This window comes from Halanaerobium sp. (assembly GCF_003070835.1).
The window spans coordinates 1-22594 of the sequence record NZ_QBLR01000021.1 but is presented as its reverse complement, the minus strand read 5'-3'; the positions used below and the strand labels follow the sequence as shown (position 1 = coordinate 22594).

21 protein-coding genes and 1 riboswitch are annotated in these 22594 nt (G+C 34.4%); of the genes, 3 read left to right on the top strand and 18 right to left on the bottom strand.

Going from position 1 to position 22594, the window contains the following annotated elements; genetic code table 11:
• Nucleotides 1-133: 133 nt before the first annotated feature.
• On the top strand, nucleotides 134-1420 hold the full coding sequence (locus CI949_RS04185) for a nucleotidyltransferase (RefSeq protein WP_290763261.1): 1287 nt from the start codon (nucleotides 134-136) through the stop codon (nucleotides 1418-1420).
• Nucleotides 1421-1427: 7 nt separating this feature from the next.
• On the opposite strand, the gene CI949_RS04180 is transcribed toward CI949_RS04185, so the two are convergent.
• Entirely contained in the window at nucleotides 1428-2438 is a 1011-nt protein-coding gene (locus CI949_RS04180) for a PDZ domain-containing protein (protein ID WP_133530792.1), read from the bottom strand.
• Nucleotides 2439-2678: 240 nt separating this feature from the next.
• Nucleotides 2679-2859: riboswitch (Lysine riboswitch) on the top strand.
• Between the two features lie 107 nt (nucleotides 2860-2966).
• On the opposite strand from CI949_RS04180, the gene CI949_RS04175 reads away from it, so the two are divergent.
• Nucleotides 2967-4508 carry a Na+/H+ antiporter NhaC family protein gene (locus CI949_RS04175; RefSeq protein WP_133530793.1) on the top strand — a complete coding sequence of 514 codons (1542 nt, stop codon included), beginning with the start codon at nucleotides 2967-2969 and terminating at the stop codon, nucleotides 4506-4508.
• Between the two features lie 82 nt (nucleotides 4509-4590).
• On the opposite strand, the gene CI949_RS04170 is transcribed toward CI949_RS04175, so the two are convergent.
• The 11 genes from CI949_RS04170 to CI949_RS04120 are packed head-to-tail and all read right to left on the bottom strand — an operon-like array spanning nucleotide 4591 to nucleotide 15834.
• Nucleotides 4591-6678, bottom strand: coding sequence for an EAL domain-containing protein (locus CI949_RS04170; RefSeq protein WP_290763257.1), 2088 nt, complete (start codon nucleotides 6676-6678; stop codon nucleotides 4591-4593).
• A 16-nt stretch (nucleotides 6679-6694) separates the two neighbouring features.
• Nucleotides 6695-7465 (bottom strand): tRNA 2-thiocytidine biosynthesis TtcA family protein, encoded by a 771-nt coding sequence (locus CI949_RS04165; RefSeq protein WP_133530201.1) that lies wholly within the window; start codon nucleotides 7463-7465, stop codon nucleotides 6695-6697.
• Nucleotides 7466-7467: 2 nt separating this feature from the next.
• Nucleotides 7468-8337, bottom strand: a complete 870-nt coding sequence (locus tag CI949_RS04160) for a patatin family protein (protein WP_133530202.1) — start codon at nucleotides 8335-8337, stop codon at nucleotides 7468-7470.
• A 16-nt stretch (nucleotides 8338-8353) separates the two neighbouring features.
• Nucleotides 8354-8725, bottom strand: a complete 372-nt coding sequence (locus CI949_RS04155; protein ID WP_133530203.1) for a YccF domain-containing protein — start codon at nucleotides 8723-8725, stop codon at nucleotides 8354-8356.
• Nucleotides 8726-8743: 18 nt separating this feature from the next.
• Nucleotides 8744-9682, bottom strand: a complete 939-nt coding sequence (locus CI949_RS04150; RefSeq protein ID WP_133530204.1) for a 1,4-dihydroxy-2-naphthoate polyprenyltransferase — start codon at nucleotides 9680-9682, stop codon at nucleotides 8744-8746.
• Between the two features lies 1 nt (nucleotide 9683).
• Nucleotides 9684-10181 carry a pantetheine-phosphate adenylyltransferase gene (coaD, locus tag CI949_RS04145; RefSeq protein WP_108139715.1) on the bottom strand — a complete coding sequence of 166 codons (498 nt, stop codon included), beginning with the start codon at nucleotides 10179-10181 and terminating at the stop codon, nucleotides 9684-9686.
• A 19-nt stretch (nucleotides 10182-10200) separates the two neighbouring features.
• The gene (gene rsmD, locus CI949_RS04140; RefSeq protein WP_133530205.1) at nucleotides 10201-10740 is read right to left on the bottom strand and encodes a 16S rRNA (guanine(966)-N(2))-methyltransferase RsmD; all 540 of its coding nucleotides are present in this window, start codon (nucleotides 10738-10740) and stop codon (nucleotides 10201-10203) included.
• Nucleotides 10741-10762: 22 nt separating this feature from the next.
• Complete coding sequence (gene recG / locus CI949_RS04135) at nucleotides 10763-12820, bottom strand: ATP-dependent DNA helicase RecG (protein ID WP_133530206.1); 2058 nt, start codon at nucleotides 12818-12820, stop codon at nucleotides 10763-10765.
• The gene (locus CI949_RS04130) at nucleotides 12820-13692 is read right to left on the bottom strand and encodes a DegV family protein (RefSeq protein WP_133530207.1); all 873 of its coding nucleotides are present in this window, start codon (nucleotides 13690-13692) and stop codon (nucleotides 12820-12822) included. Before CI949_RS04130 ends, recG begins: the two co-directional genes overlap by 1 nt.
• An 11-nt stretch (nucleotides 13693-13703) precedes the next feature.
• Entirely contained in the window at nucleotides 13704-15482 is a 1779-nt protein-coding gene (locus CI949_RS04125; protein ID WP_133530208.1) for a DAK2 domain-containing protein, read from the bottom strand.
• Entirely contained in the window at nucleotides 15472-15834 is a 363-nt protein-coding gene (locus CI949_RS04120) for an Asp23/Gls24 family envelope stress response protein (protein WP_108139725.1), read from the bottom strand. Before CI949_RS04120 ends, CI949_RS04125 begins: the two co-directional genes overlap by 11 nt.
• A gap of 238 nt (nucleotides 15835-16072) precedes the next feature.
• On the opposite strand from CI949_RS04120, the gene rpmB reads away from it, so the two are divergent.
• Entirely contained in the window at nucleotides 16073-16303 is a 231-nt protein-coding gene (gene rpmB / locus CI949_RS04115; RefSeq protein ID WP_014552945.1) for a 50S ribosomal protein L28, read from the top strand.
• A gap of 74 nt (nucleotides 16304-16377) precedes the next feature.
• Here rpmB and CI949_RS04110 read toward each other — a convergent pair whose 3' ends face one another.
• The 6 genes from CI949_RS04110 to CI949_RS04085 all read right to left on the bottom strand — a co-directional run.
• Nucleotides 16378-17613 (bottom strand): NADP-dependent malic enzyme, encoded by a 1236-nt coding sequence (locus CI949_RS04110; RefSeq protein ID WP_133530209.1) that lies wholly within the window; start codon nucleotides 17611-17613, stop codon nucleotides 16378-16380.
• A gap of 26 nt (nucleotides 17614-17639) precedes the next feature.
• Nucleotides 17640-18296, bottom strand: coding sequence for a thiamine diphosphokinase (locus CI949_RS04105; protein ID WP_133530210.1), 657 nt, complete (start codon nucleotides 18294-18296; stop codon nucleotides 17640-17642).
• On the bottom strand, nucleotides 18289-18945 hold the full coding sequence (gene rpe / locus CI949_RS04100; protein ID WP_133530211.1) for a ribulose-phosphate 3-epimerase: 657 nt from the start codon (nucleotides 18943-18945) through the stop codon (nucleotides 18289-18291). The genes CI949_RS04105 and rpe overlap by 8 nt, the downstream gene beginning before the upstream one ends.
• Complete coding sequence (rsgA, locus tag CI949_RS04095) at nucleotides 18945-19805, bottom strand: ribosome small subunit-dependent GTPase A (RefSeq protein WP_133530212.1); 861 nt, start codon at nucleotides 19803-19805, stop codon at nucleotides 18945-18947. Before rsgA ends, rpe begins: the two co-directional genes overlap by 1 nt.
• A gap of 8 nt (nucleotides 19806-19813) precedes the next feature.
• The gene (locus tag CI949_RS04090) at nucleotides 19814-21874 is read right to left on the bottom strand and encodes a protein kinase domain-containing protein (protein ID WP_133530213.1); all 2061 of its coding nucleotides are present in this window, start codon (nucleotides 21872-21874) and stop codon (nucleotides 19814-19816) included.
• A gap of 30 nt (nucleotides 21875-21904) precedes the next feature.
• The coding region (locus CI949_RS04085; RefSeq protein WP_290763239.1) for a Stp1/IreP family PP2C-type Ser/Thr phosphatase at nucleotides 21905-22594 on the bottom strand (690 nt) is incomplete at its 5' end.

Here is a 22594-nt window from a genome sequence, read left to right as displayed (position 1 = left end):
ATTTGCTATTATATATATAATACTGTGTTAAAGTATCAAATCCTTCTTTATAGAAAGAAGTTCGAAAAGTAAAACTTTTATTATACAGTAGTACTTAATTAATTAAATCAAATTTAAATAATGAGGTGTTTTTATGGCATTAACTGCATTGATTACAGAATATAACCCTTTTCATAATGGTCATCAATATCATCTAAACCAGAGTAAAAAAATAACAAAAAATGATGAGCTGCTTGTAATTATGAGTGGGAATTTTACTCAGCGTGGAGATGCAGCTCTTTTAGATAAATGGGCTCGAACACGGCAGGCCCTAAAATGTGGTGCTGATCTTGTTCTAGAACTCCCTTTAATTTATAATATTCGGAGTGCTGAATATTTTGCTCATTACTCGGTTTTAAGTTTAGAAAAAACTAAGCTGGTAGATTCAATTGTCTTCGGCAGTGAAGCCGGCAATATTGAGATCCTTACTGCTGCTGCAGACGCATTTGCAAATGAAAGCTCTGAATTTAAAGCTGAACTGCAGAGATATTTGAAAACTGGTATTGATTTTCCAACCGCAAGGCGCCAAGCCCTCCTTGCCTGCATTCAGTATTATCCAAAGCTGCAGAAATTTAACAAAAATCATATCGAAAAAGTATTGAAAGCTCCCAATAACATCCTGGGCATAGAATATCTAAAGTCATTAATTAAGTTAGATTCAGATATCAAGCCATATACTATTAAAAGAACCGGTACAGACTACCACAGCCAAAATATAAATAAAAACTATGCCAGCGCTTCCCTGATCAGAAATATTATTAATTCTAAAGCCCGGGCTGAGGCAGTGACTGATGTCAGAAGTTTAATGCCAGCTGAGTCCTGGAAAATTTTAAAAGATGAAATCAAACAGGGACGTTATGTTACAAAGAAGGCTGAAGAAAAGCTTTTCAACAAAGTAGTTGATCAGTTAAGACGCCTTCAGGCTGATGATTTAAGAAAATATAAGGGTATTAAAAACGGACTGGAAAATAGAATAATTGAGAAAGCAGCGGCTGCTTTTAATACTGACTCATTTCTGGAATCATTAAAATCAAAAAATCTAACAGAAAGCAGACTTAAAAGAAAACTGCTGCAACTTTATTTTGAGCTTGACGCTGAAAAAATAAAGCTGGTAGAGGAAAATGCTCCTCACTATCTAAGAGTGCTGGGAATCCGAAGAGGTAAAGAACATTTACTTTCTCAGCTTAAAGAAAAATCTGGGCTTGAAATAATAATCAATCCAGCTGCAGAATTAAATTCTGTTGATTTAAAGACCAGCAGTCCACTTGAGCTTTCATTGAGTTATGATCTTCTGGCCTCAGATCTTTATTCACTGCTTTATCAGAATTCAACACACAGCCAGGCCAACAGAGATTTTTATCAAAAATTAATAAAAATCTAAATAAGATTTAGATTTTAAGGTCTTTTTCAAGATATTCAATAATATCATCAATATTAGTAACTTTTAACAGCTCTAAATTACCAGCATATTCAGAAGCTTTTTTATAATTTTCTTCTGGTACAATAAATAGATCAACACCGGCTTCTTTAGCTGCCATTATCTTATATTCAACACCATCTATTCGGCCAATTTCTCCGTTAAGACTGATTGTTCCAGTCCCAGCTATTCTTTTGCCTCCAGTAATATCTGATGGTATTAATTGGTTGTAGATTTCCATGCTAAACATACTACCTGCTGAAGGACCAATAATATTTTTTGTGTCAAAGCTAACTTCGCGTGGAATATTATAATCCAATCCTTTAGACCTTATTAAAACTCCAATAGAAGGATTTCCTTCATTGCCTTCAAGTTCAACTGTTTTTAGATTGAAGTTTATTTTTTTATTGTCCCTCAAAACTGTAATTTCAACTGCATCTCCAATCTCCCGGTTTTTAATTATATTAACTGCATCAGCAGCCATTTCTACCTTTTTACCATCCACAGCTATAATTAAATCCCCGGATTTTAATTTATTATAGGCACTTCCATCTTCCATAACCTCTACGACTTCTGCACCTTCTCCTGAAACCTCAACCTCATAACCAGCCTGTCTAAAGGCAACCGCCTGAGCCTGAAGTTTGCTTTCCTCCATCAGCTCAGCCATTAATTCTATATATTCATTCATTTCCATGTTTTCCGGCAGCTGTTCAGAAATAGCAGTTAACTCTTTATCTTCTGGCTCAAAAACACTAATATAAAAATAATCCCAGGCCATAGCTCTTCTGGTACTGACTGCAGTCAGTAAAAACTCTCCTTCATTTTCATAACCATCCTTCACCTCAATCATTGGCGAAAGTTCAGCCGCAATACCGGGCTCCATAACCTGATAGGGCAGTGGTATAAAATGACTAATAACAAACAAGATAAATATTATTCCTATTAAACGAGAATAAAAATTTTTTAACCTTTTGTTTCTCATAAAGATCTTCCTTTTTGATTAATTTATTGGTATTCAGCAGCAAAAAAGCTGCTGAAACAGAAACTTTTAGACCACTCTCAAAAAAAGTCAACATATCTATTATATATTATAAACCCTGTTCAATGCAAAATTTTTTCCAGATTTCTTGACATAAATTACAGGCTGGGTTATAATTTTATATGAAATTGAATATTGAGAAATGATTAGCTATTGCTAATCATAATAAATACCTCATCTAATTGATGAGGTAGAGGAGCAGAAAAAATCAGTAATTCTAAACTCAAGCTTGAATCCAGTTTATATTTAGAATGAAAGGGTTTTCTGCCGAAGTGGGGTTTTTAGGATTCAAAAATCCCGCTGGGGCTGTACATAAAATGTACAGAACTGTCATAGTATTATACTATGTTGTGCTATCTCAGAATAAGGATGAGGCGATTTTTGCTATTAACCCGGCATATCGCCGGGTATTTTTTATGCCCTAAAACTTTTATTCAATTTTTAGAAAACAAAAACTAGGAGGCTTTATTTATGGAAAGTTATGGTATTATTTCTCTGCTGCCGCCACTGCTGGCTATCATTTTAGCCTGGTGGAGCAAACAGGTTGTTCTGTCTTTATTTTTAGGAGTTTTTGCAGGTGCACTGATTACAAATGGATATAATCCAATCTTTGCTTTTATGCATACTCTGGATGATTATATTTTAGCTTCACTTGCTGATTCCTGGAATGCCGGTATTATTTTGTTTTTACTGGCAATGGGAGGTATGATCGGGATAATTAATAAATCAGGCGGGATTATTGCTATCGGTGAATATGTTGCCGAAAAGGCAAATTCTGTACTTAAAACTCAACTTGCAGCCTGGTTTATGGGAGTTCTGATCTTTTTTGATGATTACGCAAATACCTTAATTGTTGGAAACACAATGCGCCCAATAACTGATAAAATGAAAATTTCAAGAGAAAAATTGGCTTTTATAGTTGATTTAACTGCTGCCGCAGTTTCAAGTATTGTGCCAATTTCAACCTGGATTGCTTTTGAAGTTGGAGTAATTAGAGATGGCTTTGATTCTCTCGGGCTGGAAATGAATGCTTATGGAACCTTTGTGCAAACTATACCTTATCGTTTTTACAGTATTTTTGCACTTGGTTTTGCTTTAATAATTATCTTTACTGCCAAAGATTTTGGACCGATGTTAAAGGCAGAAAAAAGAGCACGCTCAACTGGGGAAACTTTGAGACCGGGATCTACTCCGATGGTTTCTCAGGAAATGGAAGAAATTGAACAACCAGAAGGAAAAAGTTTTACCTTTAGCAATTCATTTTTACCTATTATTGGAGTTATTCTAATCACTCTAATTGGCCTCTGGTATAATGGCGGTGGTTTGAAAGCTGGAACTTCAGTTAGAGATGCTTTTGGTAATGCTGATGCAAGTATTGTTCTTCTCTGGGCAGCCATTACAGGTAGTTTTATCGCAGGAATTCTTTCTTTTTCTAAGGGGATTCTCAATATCAGCGAAACTGTTGACGGCTGGATTGATGGAGCAAAATCAATGTTTATTGCCTGTTTAATCCTTGTTTTAGCCTGGTCTATCGGTAGTATTACCGAAGATTTAGGAACTGCAAATTACTTAGTAGGTATTTTAGAAGGAAACATTATTCCAGAAATTGTTCCGATGGTGATTTTTGCTTTTTCTGCATTTATTGCCTTTACAATTGGAAGTTCCTGGGGAACTGTAGCTATTGTAATGCCGCTTGCTATTCCTCTTGCAAACTCAATTGGAATACCAATGCTGCCTACAATTGCTGCTGTCTTAACAGCAAGTGTAATGGGAGACCACTGTTCACCAATTTCTGATACAACTATCATGTCTTCTACAGCCTCTGCTGTTGATCATATGGATCATGTCAGCACTCAGATGCCTTATGCTTTAACAGTTGGACTGGTAGCTGCTTTATTCGGCTTTTTACCAGCTGGCTTTGGACTGTCATCTGTTTACCTATTACCTTTAGGACTTATCGTTCTTTACCTGATTGTTAGTTTCTTTGGTAAAAAAGCAGAAGAAGTCATTTAACTTAATTATCTAAAATCAAATAGATAGATAAAACTGCAGAAGACCGCTCTTAAAAAAGAGCGGTCTTTAATAATTTAAATATTTATTTATCACTATATATTTTTTCAAGCTCAACTTCCGGCATTGGTGGATTAAAATAATATCCCTGAATAATATCATTATTAAGCTGATTAAGAGATTCTAATTCAATTTCTTTTTCTACACCTTCAGCTATAGTCTTTAATTTTAAAAGATGAGCAATATTAATTATTGATTCCACAATATTTCTGCCATCATCACTTAAGGTCATATTCCGGATAAATGAAATATCGATTTTAAGATAATCAATCGGAAATTTCTGCAGATAACTAAATGACGAATATCCCGTCCCAAAATCATCAATGGAAATAGAAAATCCCTTTTCCTTCATTTTGTTCATTACTTTTAAGCTGTGATTAACATCATCCATGGCACTAGATTCTGTAATTTCAAAATTAATTAAGTTGTTATCTATACCAGCAGTTTCTATAATCTGGTAAATACTCTGCAGATGGTTACTATCTTCAAGCTGTCTGGCGGACAGATTAATAGAAATTGGAACAACTTTAAAACCGGAATTCAGCCAGTTTTTTATACTTTTAACTACTTTATTAATAACAATTAGACCTACTTTTTTAATTAGCTGAGAATTTTCTAAAACAGGAATAAACTCTGCCGGTGATATCAGACCTTTATCCGGACTCTGCCACCTAATCAGGGCTTCCATTCCATAAAGGTCTTTAGTTTTCCCTTTGTAGTAGGGCTGATAATAAATTACAAATTCATCATTTTTTATTGCCTGATCAAGCCTGGCCTCCATTTTAGTAAATTGTTTAATTTCCTGGTTCATCTCCCGGTCAAAAAAAGCGTAATCATTTTTCTTAATATTAATTAGAGCAATTTCGGCATTGGAAAGTAAGCTCTGTGAATTATTACAGTCATCAGGATAAACTGAAATACCAATTCGGGCATTCAGCATAAATGGTTCATTATTATAGATAATTGTATCAGAAAAGATTTCTAATAAATTCTCAGCTGTTTTGTAGATTTCATTTGCAGAATTGAGATCATCTACTATCATGGCAAAATTATCGCCACCCAGGTAAGAAAGATGATTATCAATATCTATTTTAACACATTTTGAATTATTGTCTGCCCTGGCATTGATTTCTTCTGCCACCAGATTAATTAAACTGTAATTGCTTTCTGAATCTGTATATATATCATTTAAATATTTGATGCGGTTAATATTGACTACTAAAACTGCAATTTTTTTATCAGAATTAATTTCAATTAGATTATCAATTTTACTTCTTACAGATTTTCGGTTTGGTAAGCCTGTTATAAGATCATAATTAGAAATATATTCAATTTTTCGCCGCAGTTTTTCGTTTTGAGTAATGTCTCTGCCGACAGATATATAATTAATAATCTTACTGTTGTGATCTTTTATCGGGGTTATAGTCTGTTCAGAATAGAAATATTCTCCATTCTTTTTTTGATTAATAATTACATCGTTAAAGACCTCACCAGACTTTATTGTCTGCCAGAGTTTTTTATAATATTTATTATTGTGCTTATCTGATTTAAAAAGAGATGGTTTTTTACCAATTACTTCATCCTTGCTGTAACCTGTTATCTCTTCAACAGTGGTGTTGGCATATTCAATAACTCCAGATTGATCTGTGATTACAACCCAGTTATCTGTTTTATTTATTGCCTTTACAAGTTTAAGCATTTTCATTTCCTGTTCTAAATCTTTACTTAAATTTTTGGCAATAGAAATAACCTCTTCGACACTTCCATCTTCTTTAATTACAGCGTTATTCCAGCTGCAGTTAATGATGGAGCCATCTTTTTTTATTCCTCGACTCATCAAATCTTGCGGAAGAGAATCCAGTTTATTATTTTTCCACTTCAGCCAGACACCCCTGTCTTCTGCCGCTATAATTGTAGAAATAAAATCTTTGTTTTCTATCTCTATTTTATTCCAACCAAATAACTCTTCTGCTGCCTGATTTAAATCAATGATATCTCCTTCACGATTCCAGGAAATAAATGCTAGAGGGGATTTTTGATAGATTAAATTGAGTCTTTTTTGAGTAAATTTTAATTTCTGGATTATAAATTCTTCATTTTCTATTTCTGACATACAGTTTTCCACCTTTTTAGCGCCAGTATTTTTTCATTTTTGTTCTTAAAAGTTGAAAATCTTCCTTTTCAGGCCACAGTTCTCTATTGTCACTGTCTCTCATTGCTGAAATTAGATTAGCAAATAACTGCTGATCATTAAAATAATGAGCAAAATCTTCTCTTATCTGAGAACGCGCTGAATTGCCATCATAGGGACAGGCACTCTTTTTTATTTCAATTTTTCTTTTGTTAATTTCTGCAGAAATAATATCCTCTCTCAAATATATTAAAGGTCTAATAATTTTTACTCCACTTTTACTCAAAAATCTCTCAGGCTGCAGAGCTTTAAGCTGACCGGAATAAAAAATACTCATCAAAAATGTCTCCACAGCATCATCCAGATGGTGGCCGAAAGCAAGCTTATTATAATTATTCTGCTGCAGATAATTAATTATAGCCCCTTTACGAAAATGAGCACATTTGGAACAGGGATTTTCGGTTTCTGCTTCGTTTATGTAATTAGCAATTTTAGTTTCTATAATTTTTAAATCAACATTTATTTGTTCACAAAAATCTTTGATTCTAACGGCAGTGGAATTTTTAAAACCCGGGTCAACATGAACTGCCATCAAACTGAAATTTTTATTAAAATGGTCCGCAAATATTTTTAAAATCATTAATAAAAAAGTGCTGTCCTTACCACCAGAAAGACCAACTGCTATCCGATCTCCATCTTCAATTAAATCAAATTCTGCAACTGCCTTAACAACCTTTGCTGTAATCGAGCTGTCAAAAGATAAATCCATAATTACTCCTTAATATTTATTAACCAATTTTTAAGTTCTGCAGATCTTTTTTCTGCAAGCCGATAACCAGAATTATATAAGTCTTCAAGTTCTTCTGTATCACGACTGAAGCGGTCAATATCAATTTTTTCGGGTCTGAAAACAAAAAACTGATTAGCTTTTTCTTTTTCTGCTATTAAATCAAGACTCTGATTATAAATTTGATGTCTTTCCTTTAAATCATCAATTAAATTGGGATATTTTCTTAAAAAAAGTTCCATAATAAATTCTGCTTTAATTGGAGTTTTTCGGTATCCTCTCTCTCTGGTTAAAATTACAAGTAAATTTTGATAACCATCTGCCAGAGCTTTTTTTACTGGTATCGAATCTCTAATTCCCCCATCAAGATAAAATTTATCACCAATTTTTACCGGATTTGAAACAAGGGGTAAACTACTCGATGCTTTAAAAATCCTATCAATTTTATTGATTTTATCATACTGCTGAGGTTCAAAATATTTAACTTCACCGCTGCTGCACTCTGTAACTGCGACCTTAAGCCTTGTAGTTGATTTTTTAAAACTCTGATAATCAAAGGGTAAAATTTCATGTGGAAGTTGATGAAAAAGAAAATCCATCCCAAAGTAACTTCCATCTTTAATTAAATTTTTTATTCCCATATATCTCTTATCTTCTACAAGTTCAGTAAATATTTTTTTATTGCGGGTAATCTGTCTGCTGGTATAATTAGCACCATTGTTGGCTCCAGCCGATACTCCAATAGTATAATCAAAATGAATCTCATTTTTTAGTAAATAATCGATAATACCAGCAGTAAAAGCTCCCCTCATTCCTCCGCCTTCTAATACAAGTCCACAATTATTAATCTGCAATCTAAAAAACACCTCGTTATTTTACTTTTCTTATATCTTTTCCAAAAGGCATTAATGATAAATAAGCGAGTTTTAAACTTTGTTTAGCAAACGGAATTCCAATAATTGTTATTCCAAAAATAAGAGCAGAAACTAAATTAATAACAGCAAGTTCCCAGCCAAAAACAATAATCCAGATAATATTTGCAATTAAACCAATTGAAGAACTATCTTTTTCGACTATTTCTTTACCAAATGGTGCAAGCTGCATTTTTGCCATCTTAAAACACTGTTTACCAACTGGTATTCCAATAATTGTAATTGACCAGAGAAGTCCTGCAAACCACCAACCAATAGCCTCAATCAGACCACCAAAAATAAACCAGATAATATTTCCTATTAAAGTCATAAATTTTTACCCCCTTTTTTAAAAAGCAACTGCAATTAATAAAGTTACTGCGATAGAATAATTTATAATCATAAAATTCTTAACTGATAAAACAAATGTTTCTTTTTTGCTCTGGTATTTTTCAAAACGATTTATATTTGGCTGTACTATAAAAATAGATAAAAGTGAAAAAAGAGATATTAATGGCAGAATATTTAACAAAACAGCTGCTAAAATACTCAGATAAGAAAAATAATATAAATACCTGAATAATTTAAGACTTTTACTTCGAGAAAGATAGATCGGCAGAGTAAATCTCTTATTTACCAGATCATCTTCGAGATCACAGATATTATTTGCCAGCATAATGTTGGCAATGCCAAAAATCAGCGGCAGTGAAAAGATAAACATTTTAAAAATATCAAGATATTTAAACTCTATTATTAATAAGCTATTATTTATTACTAAATCGATTAAATCTAAATTATGTACATAAACTGCTAAAAAAGTGATAAAAAAACCCATTGTGAAACCAGAAAAAATTTCTCCAAGCGGAGTTCTAGAAATAGGCACCGGTCCTGAAGTATATAAAATACCAATTATAAATGAAATAATACCAATGATTAAAACTATAACATCAGTGTTTAGATAAAGCAGTATTCCACTTACTATTGCCAGTAAAAAAAGAATAAAAATAGTTTTTTTAACATTTTTTTCACTTAAATTGTAGTTTACTACTGCATTATGTTCTTCATAATTATAGCCTTCTTTTCTTTTAGCCCTGAGAAAATCCTGATAATTGTTAACTGCAGTTGTCCCCATATCTACGCAGAGCAGCGAAAAAAAGAAAAGAAAAAAATTAAAAATGTTAAAATTAGAATAATGGTAGACAAGATATAAATTACCCAGTAAAAAAGGAGTGAAACTGGCAACCTTAGTTCTAATTTCGACCAGTTTTAAAAAAGCTGCTGCTGACACATTATCCCTCCTGATTTTTTTCTTTAAATTTATTTCTCAATTTTTTATAAACAAAATCAGGGACAAGATCTTTAATATTACCATCAAAATAAGCTGCTTCTTTAATAACGCTTGAACTTAAAAAAGCATATTTGGTATCAGTCATCAAAAATATAGTTTCAATTTCCTGGTCAAGATGTTTATTCATTGAAGCCATCTGAAATTCACCTTCAAAATCAGAAACAGCTCTTAAACCACGTAAAATGGCCTCACCACCAATAGAATGAACATATTTGGTTGTTAAGCCAGAAAAAGAATCAACTTTTACATTTTTAAACTTTTTGGTAGCTTTTTTTAACATTTCAACCCTTTCATCCATTGTAAATACTGGCTCTTTATTGGGGTTGCAGAATACTGAAACTATAACTTCATCAAAAATATTAGCCGCTCTTTCAACAATATCAAGATGGCCATTAGTAACAGGATCAAAACTACCTGGATATACAATTTTTTTACTCATATTAACTACCCCTTATAATTTATTTTAGTTTATAGATTGTTAATAATGAATTTCCATAGTGTTTATTTTTTATAATACTTAAACCCTCAAATTCTTCTGCCTTTTCTGCAGCTGATTTTTCGCTAATAATCAGACCGTTTTCTTTTAATAAATTATTAGCTAAAATTAATTTTACTGCTTCTGCTGTCATCTGTTTTTCATAAGGTGGATCCATGAAAATTAAATCATATTTTCTACCGCAGATTTTTAAATACTGATAAACATCCTGATTAAAAAGCTCTGCCTGATCATAAAATTTGGCTTTTTTTAAATTATCTTCTATAATCTTAAGATGAGATTTTTTTATTTCTACAAAATCTGCCTTCTCTGCTCCTCGACTTAAGGCCTCAATCCCCAGACTGCCAAAACCGCTAAATAAATCAAGGACTTCCGCTCCCGGTAGGTAAAATGCAATAATATTAAACATTGATTCTTTTACCCGATCCAGGGTCGGCCTAACTTCTCTTCCTTTTAAACTTTTTAATTTTAAACCACCAGCTCTGCCGGCAATAATTCTCATTAAATAACTCCTCCAGATATAATTAAATCTTTAATTCTATTTTTGAAATAATTTCTGCTAACTTTTGATACTGCTGCTGCCAGTCTTTTATTCCTACAATCTTTTGAGCTTCATCCCTTGCCTCAACCAGAAGCTCCTGATCATCAATTAAACTGGCTACTTTTAAATCATCGATCCCATGCTGTCTGGTTCCAAAAAATTCCCCCGGACCCCGCATCTTTAAATCTTCTTCGGCAATTAAAAAACCATTATTACTTTTACACATAATTTCCAGGCGGTGAGCAGCTTCTTCTCCCGGAGGATCAGAAATCAAAATACAGTAAGACTGATGACGGCCTCTGCCAACTCTTCCCCTGAGCTGATGCAGCTGGGCCAGTCCAAATCTTTCTGCATTTTCGATGATCATAATACTGGCATTGCTTACATCTACCCCAACCTCAATTACAGTTGTTGCTACCAGAATATCAATCTCACCATCTCGGAATTTTTCCATAATCTCTTTTTTTTCTGCTGCAGAAATTGAGCTGTGAATTAAAGCCAGCTTCTGTTCTTTAAAAAATCCAGTTTTTAAATCATTGAATAGCTCTTCTGCAGATACAAGTTCCGGCATTTCCTCTGATTCTTCAATCAGGGGACAGACTATATAGGCCTGCCTCCCTGATTCTATTTTTTCTTTTAAAAATGAATAAATCTGTTTTCGTCTATTTTCTCTTCTCCAGAAAGTAGCTATTTCTTTTCTCCCCGGCGGCATCTCATCAATTACCGAAAGATCAAGATCTCCATAAATTAACATGGCCATTGATCTCGGGATCGGTGTTGCTGTCATAATTAATAAATCAGGGCTGTCACCTTTTTCTTTTAGACTGTGTCTTTGCTCTACACCAAAGCGGTGCTGTTCATCAATAACTATTAGACCCGGATTATCATAATTTAAACTTTCCTGAAAAAGAGCATGAGTACCAATAATTAAATCAGTTTTTCCAGTTTCTATCTCAGCTTCAATCTCCTGTCTCTCTGCTGTTTTCACACTACCTGTCAGCAGAGAAATATTATAATCAAAGTCAGCTAAAAGTTCTTTAAAATTCAAAAAGTGCTGTTCAGCCAGGATTTCTGTTGGCGCCATAAAAATTCCCTGATAGCCATTCGCCATAGTCTGCAGTAGCGCCAGACCTGCAACTACAGTTTTACCTGAGCCTACATCTCCCTGCAGCAGTCTAGACATAGTTTTTTTAGATTCCATATCTTTTCTAATCTCAAAACTCACCCGCTTCTGAGCCGATGTCAACTCAAAATCAAGAGCTGCAAGAAACTTGCTGCTCTCTTCTTCTTTAAATTGATGCTCAATACCCTGGAGCTCTTTATATTTTTTCTTTTCTTCCAGAGCATAAAGCTGCAGATAAAAAAACTCCTCAAAAGCCAGCCGGCGGCGAGAAAATTTTTGATGTTTATCATTTTTAGGAAAGTGCATACCAAGAATAGATGTTTTTAAATCAGGAAAATTATGCTCTTTTAAAATAATTTCTGGCAATTCATCTTCAAGTAAAAAAGCATGACTTTTTAAAGCATTAGCAATCACCCGGCGCAGCCTGCGCTGAGTAATGCCTTCAGTTAATGAATAAATGGGAACAATTCGTCCTGTATTTAAGACCGAAGCTTCAGAACCCAATTTTTCGTAAACAGGATTATTTATTTCTTTTCTTTTATATTTGTGCCAGTTTTTTTCACTAATTTTGCCGCTGATTATATATTTATCCCCTTTTTGAAACTGGTCCCGCAGATAGGATTGATTATACCAGATTCCATTTACCACATCACTGCCATCAGAAAAAGTAACCCGCAGTAAATCAAGATTATATCTGATTTTCTGATAGTCAATTTTTAAAACTTCAACCTTAAAATTAACCTGCTCTCCTGGAGCAGTATATTTGATCTGGCTAATCTGGCTGCGGTCCTCATATTCTCGGGGAAAATAATAAAAAAGATCCCTGACTGTTTTAATCTCTAATTTGGAAAGGCGTTCGGCCCATTTGGGCCCAACACCTTTAACAAACTGCACTTCATCTGAAAGTTTAAGTTTCATTAGCTCAATAATTCTCCTCTATAAATAACAATCCCATAAACCTGAGGACCTGTATGAGAACTTAAAACAGTTCCAATTTTATTTTCTAAAAGTTGATATTTAAAATCATCCTGTGCGTTTAAATCTGCTTCAAAAAGTTCTTTGAACTGCTGATAATTACCACTATCTTTACCATAAATATAAGCGAAATTAACTTTTTCACTGTCCTCAGCAGCATTTAAAGCTAAATCAATCATTTTCTGATTTGTTTTCTTATAGCCTCTTATTTTTTCCCTGGGAGTGATTTCTCCAGTGACAGCAGAAAGTTCTAAAATTGGATTAAAATTAAATATACTACCCAAAAAAGCCTGTGCTTTACCAATTCTTCCTCCTTTTTCCAGATAACTTAGTTCGTTAACAGTAAAATAGATAGTAATGTTTTCTCTCTCTTCTAGAATTTTTTCCTTAATTTCTTCAAGATTTTTTCCCTCTTTAATCATTTTCGCAGCCAGCAGTACCATAAAGCCCAGACCCGTACTTGTTGATTTAGAATCTATTATCTCAACATTCAAATCTTCCAGCTGAGCAGCTGCCAGTCTTGCTGACTCACAGGTACCACTTAGAGCAGAGGACAAATGAATCGAAATTATCTGATCATATTCTGCAGCTAATTTTTGATATTTATCCATAAAAAGCCCAACAGATGGCTGTGAAGTTGTTGGTAAATCAGCTGCAGATTCCATCATCTTATAAAATTCCTCACTATCCAGATCAACTTTGTCATAATAGGTATCTTCGTCAAAATGTACAGTTAAGGGTACAATTTCAATCTGGTATTTAGCCAGAATCTCTGCAGGTAAATCACAGGTGCTGTCAGTTACTAGAGCTATCATATTAACACATCCTATTCTAATGAAATTATGAAGGGATAAAGTGGCTGTCCTCCTGGATAGATTTCTATTTCATCAAAATCAAAGTTTTCTTCCATAATAGCTTTGATTTCTTCTGCTTCTGCCTCAGTTATGCCTTCACCATAATAAATAGTGACCAGCTCTTCATCTTCAGCCACTTTATTTAATAAATTAATTACAGTTTCTCTTTCTGTATCAGCACTAACTAAGATATCTCCATCTTTCAGTCCGATATAACTATCTTTTTTTATTTCCAGACCATTAATTTTAGAGTCTTTAACAGCCTGTGTTATCTCAAGTGTTTTAACATACTTAATTTCTGCTTCCATACTTTCTTTTAAGTCTGCAGGAGAAGCCTGGTCATCAAAAATCATTAGTGCTGTGACTGCCTGCGGAATAGAACGAGTTTCAATAATTGCTATCTCTTTTTCACTCAGTTCTGAAACCTGTTTGGCCGCAGAAATAATGTTCTTATTATTGGGGAGTATAATGATCTGATCAGTATTCATTCTCTCTACAACCTCGAGAAAATCATTGGTGGAAGGATTCATTGACTGTCCACCTTTAATAACATAATCAACTCCAAGCTCTTTTAAAATATTAACTACACCTTCACCATTAGCTACAGAAATAATCCCAGTATTTTTCTCTACCACAATTTCTGAATCTTCCTGCTCAGAAACTTCTGCTGTTTTAAGTTCATTCTTTTCTGCCACCTCTTTCGGTGGTTTATTCTCTTTAGCTTCAACAGCAGAGTCTGCATTTTTATCCTGATGGAACTTAGAATGATCAAAATCAGTGTCATTTTCCCGCTGAACTTTTTCCTGATTTTGTTTGCGCATATTATCAATTTTAATATCAAAAACTTTACCCTTTTTAAGACCGTATTCTAATAAAACACCAGGATGGTTGGTGTGAACATGAATCTTAATAACATCATCACTTCCAACTACCATAATTGAGTCCCCATAACTCTGCATATCTTTTCTAATCCTGTCAATCATACGGTCAATATTAGATTTACGGCTGTCAATTTCAATCAACATCTGGGTACAGTAAGTAAATTTAATATCTTCTGCAGGCTCAGATTTCTTTCTAGTTTTAGAATCAGCTGCAGCCGCCTGATATTCGATCTTTTCTCCTTTTAACCCTTTGAGCATTCCTTCAAGGATGGTTAAATATCCCTGACCTCCAGCATCTACAACCTCTGCTTCTTTTAAAGCAGCCAGCAGCTCTGGAGTCCTCTCCAAAGATTCTTCTGCAGCCTTAATTGTTATTTCAAATAGTTCTATAATATCAGCAGCAGAATCCATCTCTGCCTGAGCTTTTTCGGCAGCCTCTCTCGAGACAGTTAAAATTGTTCCTTCTACTGGTTTCAAAACACCATGATAGGCAACTTCAGAAGCTTTGTTAAGTGCATTAGCTAAATCTTTAACTTTCATCTTCTTCTTGTTTTTAAGGGCCTGTGCAAAACCTCTGATCAGCTGAGAGAGTATAACCCCTGAGTTTCCTCTAGCTCCCATTAATGCACCTTTAGAGAGCGCTGCAGCCAGTTCTGAAACACTTCTAGAGCTTTTGTCCTCCAGACTGGATACAGCTTCCTTAAAAGTTAAATACATATTTGTACCCGTATCACCATCTGGCACCGGAAAAACATTTAAAGAATCAATAAAAGATTTTTGTTCTTTGAGCCAGTATAGTGAGGTAAACATCATATCTTTAAATTGTTCTGCATCTACTGCAGTAATTTTTTCTTTATTATTAATTGGCATCGCCAACCCTCACTCCCCTTACATTTACATCTATAGTTACTACTTCAATTCCAACTTTATTTTCGAGGGTATAGCGAACTCTTTCCATAACATTATGAGCTACTTCATGAATATTAGTTCCGTATTCAACAATGATGTTTAAATCAAGATGAACCTTATCTTCACTAATATCAATACCAACACCCTTACTAATATTATCCCAACCTAAAAGATCTGCAAGACCATCCTGCACACTTCTAGAAGACATACCAACAAGACCATAGCACTCCATTACAGCAATACCTGCCGTTTTAGCTATTACCTCTTCATCAATTATTATCTTACCAAGTTCATTTGTTAATTCTTTTTCCATTCTTTACACCTCTTTTCATACATAATTATTCTATCTTATATAAGGCCTCTATGCAAGAAATAAATCAACAGAGCTGCCTAAATTAATCCTCATTTATTATTTATTTCAAGATAAAATTATACTTTCCTGCATATATAAATTTATATTTTTGTAGAATTATTCTAATTAACTTGCTAAAGGCTGTTTATCTATGTTAAAATATAATCTGAGATAAATTTTATTAAGGAGGTGTTTTCCTATGTCCAGAGTCTGCGAAATTTGTGGCAAAGGTGGAAATAAAGCCAATAGCATACAGAGACGTGGTAAAGCTAAGAAAAAAGGTGGGGTTGGTCGTAACATTACAAGTTCTACAAAAAGAACTCAGCGTCCAAACCTTAAAAAAGTTAAAGCAATTGTTGATGGTTCACCAAAAAGAATTAAAGTGTGTACTCAGTGTCTTAAGTCAGGTAAGGTTGAAAGAGCTTACTAAATTAAGATTTAAACAAAGAAGGGAGCAGATTTATTTCAAAATAAATCTGCTCCCTTTAGTGCTTTAATATGGCTTTATTGTGTTTTTAATTTATCTAAATTCTTTTTAATTTTACTTTTCAACTGCTCTTCATTCAGATCAAGCTGAGCTAGATAATTATTAACTGCATTCCGAGCAACTGAAAAAGCCACCGCCGGAACAACCCGCTGATCAAAAGGGTCCGGAATGATATACTCAGCTGAAAGATTATCAGCAGCAAGTTCTGCTATAGCTTCAGCCGCTGCAATTTTCATCCCTTCACTTATTTCTGACGCTCTAACATCAAGCGCCCCTCTGAAAACACCAGGGAAAGCAAGCACATTATTGATCTGATTTGGATAATCTGATCTTCCTGTTGCAATTACTGCTGCACCTGCATTTAAAGCGACTTCTGGATCAATTTCGGGAGTTGGATTGGCCATCGCAAAAATCAAGGGATCAGCTGCCATCTCCTCAACCATTTCTGCTTTTAAAATATTACCTACAGATAAACCAATAAATAAATCAGCATCTTTAATAGCCTCTGTCAGTCCTCCACTCAAATCATCAGGATTGGTTTTTTTAATTAAATCCTGACGCAGAGAGTCATACTGTTCTATATTATTTGAGTTTAAAATTCCAATTTTATCATTGATAATTAAATTTTTAGCTCCTGCATCTAAAAGCAGTTTGGAAACTGCTGTAGCTGCTGCCCCCGCCCCATTGACAACAATCTTAATCTGATCAAGTTCTTTATTTACAAGTTTTAAGGCATTGATCACCGCTGCCAGAACAACTATTGCTGTTCCGTGCTGATCATCATGAAAAATTGCCATCTCTGTTTCTTCTTTTAGTCTGGCTTCAATTTCAAAACATTTCGGAGCGGAAATATCTTCTAAATTAATCCCGGCAAATGTCGGCTCCAGCAGTTTTACAAACTCTACAATCTGATCAACTTCTTTTGTACCAACACATAAAGGAAAAGCATCCACATTTGCGAATTCTTTAAATAAAACTGCTTTTCCTTCCATAACCGGCAGAGCAGCTTTCGGTCCGATATCTCCCAAACCTAAAACAGCTGTACCCGAAGAAACAACAGCAACCTGATTGCCGCGTGCTGTATACTGATAAATTTTTTCGGGATTTTTCTCAATTTCTCTGCAGGGCTCTGCCACCCCAGGAGAATAAGCAAGACTTAATTCCTCTCTATTGCGAACTCTAACCTTTGATTTAACTTCAATTTTCCCCTGATGATCACTATGTAATTTTAATGCTTTTTGATAAATATCCATTATTACCTCCATCTACTCTCTGCTCTCTACTTTAATTTTTCTAATACATAAATTAATAGACCACTCTTTAACCTGACTTCAGCCTGCTCACTCTCAATTAAATTGCTGATGCCTCTGCTCTGCGAGCGAAAAATATCCTGATTAGTAAGATTATACTTGCAGCCTTTAATACTCAGACCGCGGACAGTACTGCTTTGAGGAATTAAAGAAAGTCGATAACCTTCTTTCGCTAAAAATTTTTTCTTTTGGTCAATTATAGCAATCTCAATTTTATCTGAAATTATCTTTGCTTCTAAATCTATTTCATAAATATATTCTAATAAATTTAAATTGGCCAGCTGCTGATCAATTCTACCACCTAAGGCAGCAGTTAGATAAAGCTGCTCAAAATCATTTTCTTTACAGTAATCAACAGCAATTTCACTATCAGTCTGGTCTTTTTCAACAGGATGTTTTATGATTTCTACCTTTTCTTTCCTAAAATGATTTTTATTTTCTTCAGTAATTGAATCCAAATCTCCAATAATCAGATCAGGCAGCAGCTCCAATTTTTTAAGTTTATTGCTACCTCCATCAACTGCGATAATAAAATCTATCCCTTCTTTTTTAATAATCAGTTCCAATTTCTTCTTATTTAAATCAAATTCACCATTAAGAACTAAAAGCGCCTTCTTTTTAGACATCAGCAGCAGTACTCCTCATTTCAGCCAGCGCCTGAGAGGGATCTTCCGAACCAAAAATTGCTGAGCCGGCTACTATTATATCAGCTCCAGCCTTTACAATTTCCTGCAGATTATGATTTTTTATCCCTCCATCAACCTCTATTTTGCATTGATAATTATTTTCTAAAATTATTCTTTTTAATTTAGCAATCTTTGCTGTCATTTGGGGGATATAAGACTGTCCTCCAAAACCTGGATTAACTGACATAATTAAAACCTGATCCAGTTCTGGCAGAATGAACTCTAAACTTTCTACAGGTGTGGCCGGGTTTAAAGATACGCCCGCTTTTATTCCCTGTTCTTTAATCAGCTGAATTACCCGGTGAATATGATCAGTTGCCTCTAAATGAACAGTTAAAATATCTGAGCCGGCTTCGGCAAATTCTTTGATATACCTTTCAGGCTTGCTGATCATTAAGTGAGTATCAAATGGAAGCTGACTGTGCTTTCTGACAGCACTGATCAGACCCGGCCCAAAAGTTATATTTGGTACATAATGACCGTCCATTACATCTAAATGTAAATAGTCAGCATCCTTAACCAGCTGAATCTGGTCTTTTAACTGACTAAAATCAGAAGCAAGCAGTGATGGTGCAAATTCTGTTTTCATTAGTATTTTCTCTCCTTTTCTTTAAGTTCATTATATAACTGTTGATAACTTTGATATCTCCTTTTTGAAATTTCTCCATTCTCTACCTTTTCCTGAACAACACAACCAGGCTCATGGAGGTGTGTACAGCGGTTAAACTTACACTGATTATTATATGCTGCGATCTCCGGAAAATACCAGGATAAATCATCTGCTTCAATATCAAGGTTCAGTTTTGACATCGAAGAAAATCCAGGAGTATCTGCGACCCAACCCTGGTTGGGTAGAGATAATAGTTCCACCATCCTCGTTGTATGAACTCCCTTTTTTAATTTTTTACTGACTGCAGCAGTTTTTAGATCAGCATCTTCTATAACTTTGTTCAAAAATGAAGATTTACCAGCTCCTGAAGGCCCGGTCAAAACATTAATTTTTTTATTGAGTTTATCAAATAACTGCTCTAAATTTTTATTTTCTTTGACACTGATAAAGTGCAGCTGATAACCCGCTGCTTTAAATTCTTCAAATTCAGCTTTGAATTCGGACTCAGCCTGATCGATTTTGTTGATTACTATCAGCGGTTCAAAACCAGAGCTTTCCACAAGCAGCAAAAATCTATCCAGCAGTGATGGCTTAAAATCAGGGTTTTTAACAGAGTGCATTATTACCACCTGATCAACATTGGCCACCTTTGGCCTTCTTAACAGATTTTTTCGGGGATAGAATTCTTCCAGAATTTTATTTTTTTTATCAATCTCAACATAATCTCCAGGATAAATTTTTTCTCTGATTTTACCTCTAATTCTGCACTGATAAATTTTTTTGTTTTGATCAGCTACAAAGAAAAAACCTCCTATTGACTTAACTAAAATTCCTTTCATCTAAATTATCATCCCCCAAAACTTTCTGATTTAATTAACTGATCATCAAAGTATATTTTTATCTTAGTCTCTCCCTGACTTATAATATCTCTAATTATATTATCTCCAGGTTCATGTATAGCCTGATAAACCTGATCTTCACCATTATCATCCTCAATTACAATTCTAACCTCTCTGCTTTCATTACCTGTAACATTTACGGAAATTCTATTTAGATTATAATCTTCATCAGAAGCAAAATTAGATCCGCGGCTGACTACAAAATCGACTGCGATACCTCGGGGAAGATATTCCCCGGCGCGTACACTCTGAGAGATAACCTGTCCATCAGCAAAACGGTCTGAACTTTCTACACTGACCTGACCAATATTTAAACCATTTTCTTTTAATAATTCAAATGCTTCAGCCTGGCTCAAACCACTTAAATCAGGCATTCTAACAGATATATCACGCTCACCCCGACTGACAAAAAGAGTAATTTCACTTCCTTTTTCCACCTCAGCTCCAGCAGCTGGGATCTGATTGATAACTGTTCCTGGTTCTTCTGAAAGTCTAAATATATACTGGATATCTCCACTTTTCAGAGAAAGATTATCTAATTCAATTAGTGCCTCTCTTAATGAAGAACCAATAAAATCTGGGATTTCTATTAACTGTGGACCCTTACTCACAGTAATATTTAGCGGCCGGCTCTGTTTGATTCGTTCTCCAGCAGCTGGCTGCTGGCTTACTATGTGTTCAGCAGCTATTTCTTCACTAAAAACTCTTTCTTCATTTTCAACTAAGTTAAGGCCTACTTCTGAAGCTAATTTTCTTGCCTCACTTAAACTTTTCCCTTCTATTTCAGGAACCTCAACCACCGGCACACTTGTATACTGGTTGAAAAAGAAAACAACTCCACCTGCAGAAATTAGGAAAAAAAGTATAACTGCAGTTGTAATTAAAAGAAGCTTTTTATACTTTTTATCTGTTTTGCTTTTTTCCTGTCTGCTAATATCAGCAGCTTCTTTTTCTGAATCTGAAGATTGAATATCCTGATCAGACTCAGTTTTATCATCATTTTTTTGTTTGAAAAAACTTTTCCTGGTTTCAACTTTTTTCTTTTCTTCTTTATTTTCCTGTTCTTCCTCTGCTGTATTGCCAGAGCCTTTTTTAGAATTAGTTAAAAAATCAAAATCTGATTTTTTCATAACTCTAGTTTCATCAGCATTGAAATCATCTTTTTTATCATCTTTTTTATTTCCAGATTTAAGATTTTTAAGACAGTAAGTTATCTGCTGCCGCATTTCATAAGCATCCTGAAAGCGGTCGGCTGGCTCCTTGGCTATTGCCTTCATAATCAGATCATTGACCTCATCAGGTATATCATTGTTAATTTTTGAAGGCTCAACTGGCTGCTGCTGAATATGTTTTAAAGCAACTGAAATCGGACTTTCACCATGAAAGGGCAGTTCTCCTGTAGTCATCTCATAGAGAACAACACCAAGAGAATAGATGTCAGAATAAGCCTTGATCTCTCCTCCTTTTGCCTGTTCAGGAGAAAAATAATGAGCGCTTCCAACAACAGTTTCAGTTACTCTGACTGTTGAATTACTGACAGCTCTTGCAATCCCAAAATCAGTAACCTTAACCTCATGTTCATCATTTAAGATTATATTATGTGGTTTTATATCACAGTGTACAATTTGATTACCATGAGCTATAGAAAGAGCAGCTGCTATCTGACCTGCGATTTCTAATGATTCAGCAATAGACAGCTTTTTTCTTTCCTTAATTAAATCTTTTAAAGTTTTACCTTCTACAATTTCCATTACAAGATAGATTCTTTCTTCGTCAACTACAATGTCATAAATGCTGACTACATTAGGATGGGATAATCTGGCTACAGCCCGGGCTTCCTGCCTGAATTTATCAATAAATTCATCATCAGACTTATATTCTGGCCGCAGCATTTTTAAGGCAACTCTTCTTTCTAGAAGTGTATCTCGGGCTGAATAAACAATTGCCATTCCTCCACGTCCTATTTCTTTTATTATCTTATAACGGTTATTTAAAATCTTACCCTGCATAAATTCACCTCAATTATCATCAAACAGTAATTATTTTTCATTGAAACCAGCAACTATTAAAGTAACATTGTCCAGGCCACCATTACTAAGAGCTCTCTGAAGGAGTTCATCAGCTGCTGACTCCAGATCTGTATTCTCTTTAAAAATATTTTCTATTTTTTCTTCTCTGACCATATCTGTTAAACCATCTGTGCACAACAGTATATAATCATCTGTGGAAATTTCTAGCTGTCCCTTATCTAAATCAAGACTATCTTCCAGACCAAGAGCCTGAGTAACTATATTTTTTTTAGGATGATTAAAAGCTTCTGCTTTGGTAATTTTTCCTTCACGCAGCAGATCAGCCACTAGTGAATGGTCCTGAGAAATTTTCTTTAAACTCTGGCTGCTTTTATTATATAAATAAATGCGGCTGTCACCTAGATTAACAAAATAAAGCCTGTGATCTTTAATTATTACAGCAGCAAATGTAGTCCCCATACCCTGATAATAAGTTTTTTGCTGACTTTTTTTAATTATTTCCTGATTAATTTTAAAAGTTAAAGTTTTGAGACTTGCAAGTGGATCTGATAGATCAAAATCAAAATCAGCAGTTGAATCTACTGCAGTCTGACTGGCAACTTCTCCAGCTGCATGTCCCCCCATCCCATCAGCAACCATGAAAAAATTAATATTTTCATTTATAAAATAATTATCTTCATTTGCGCTGCGTTTTTTTCC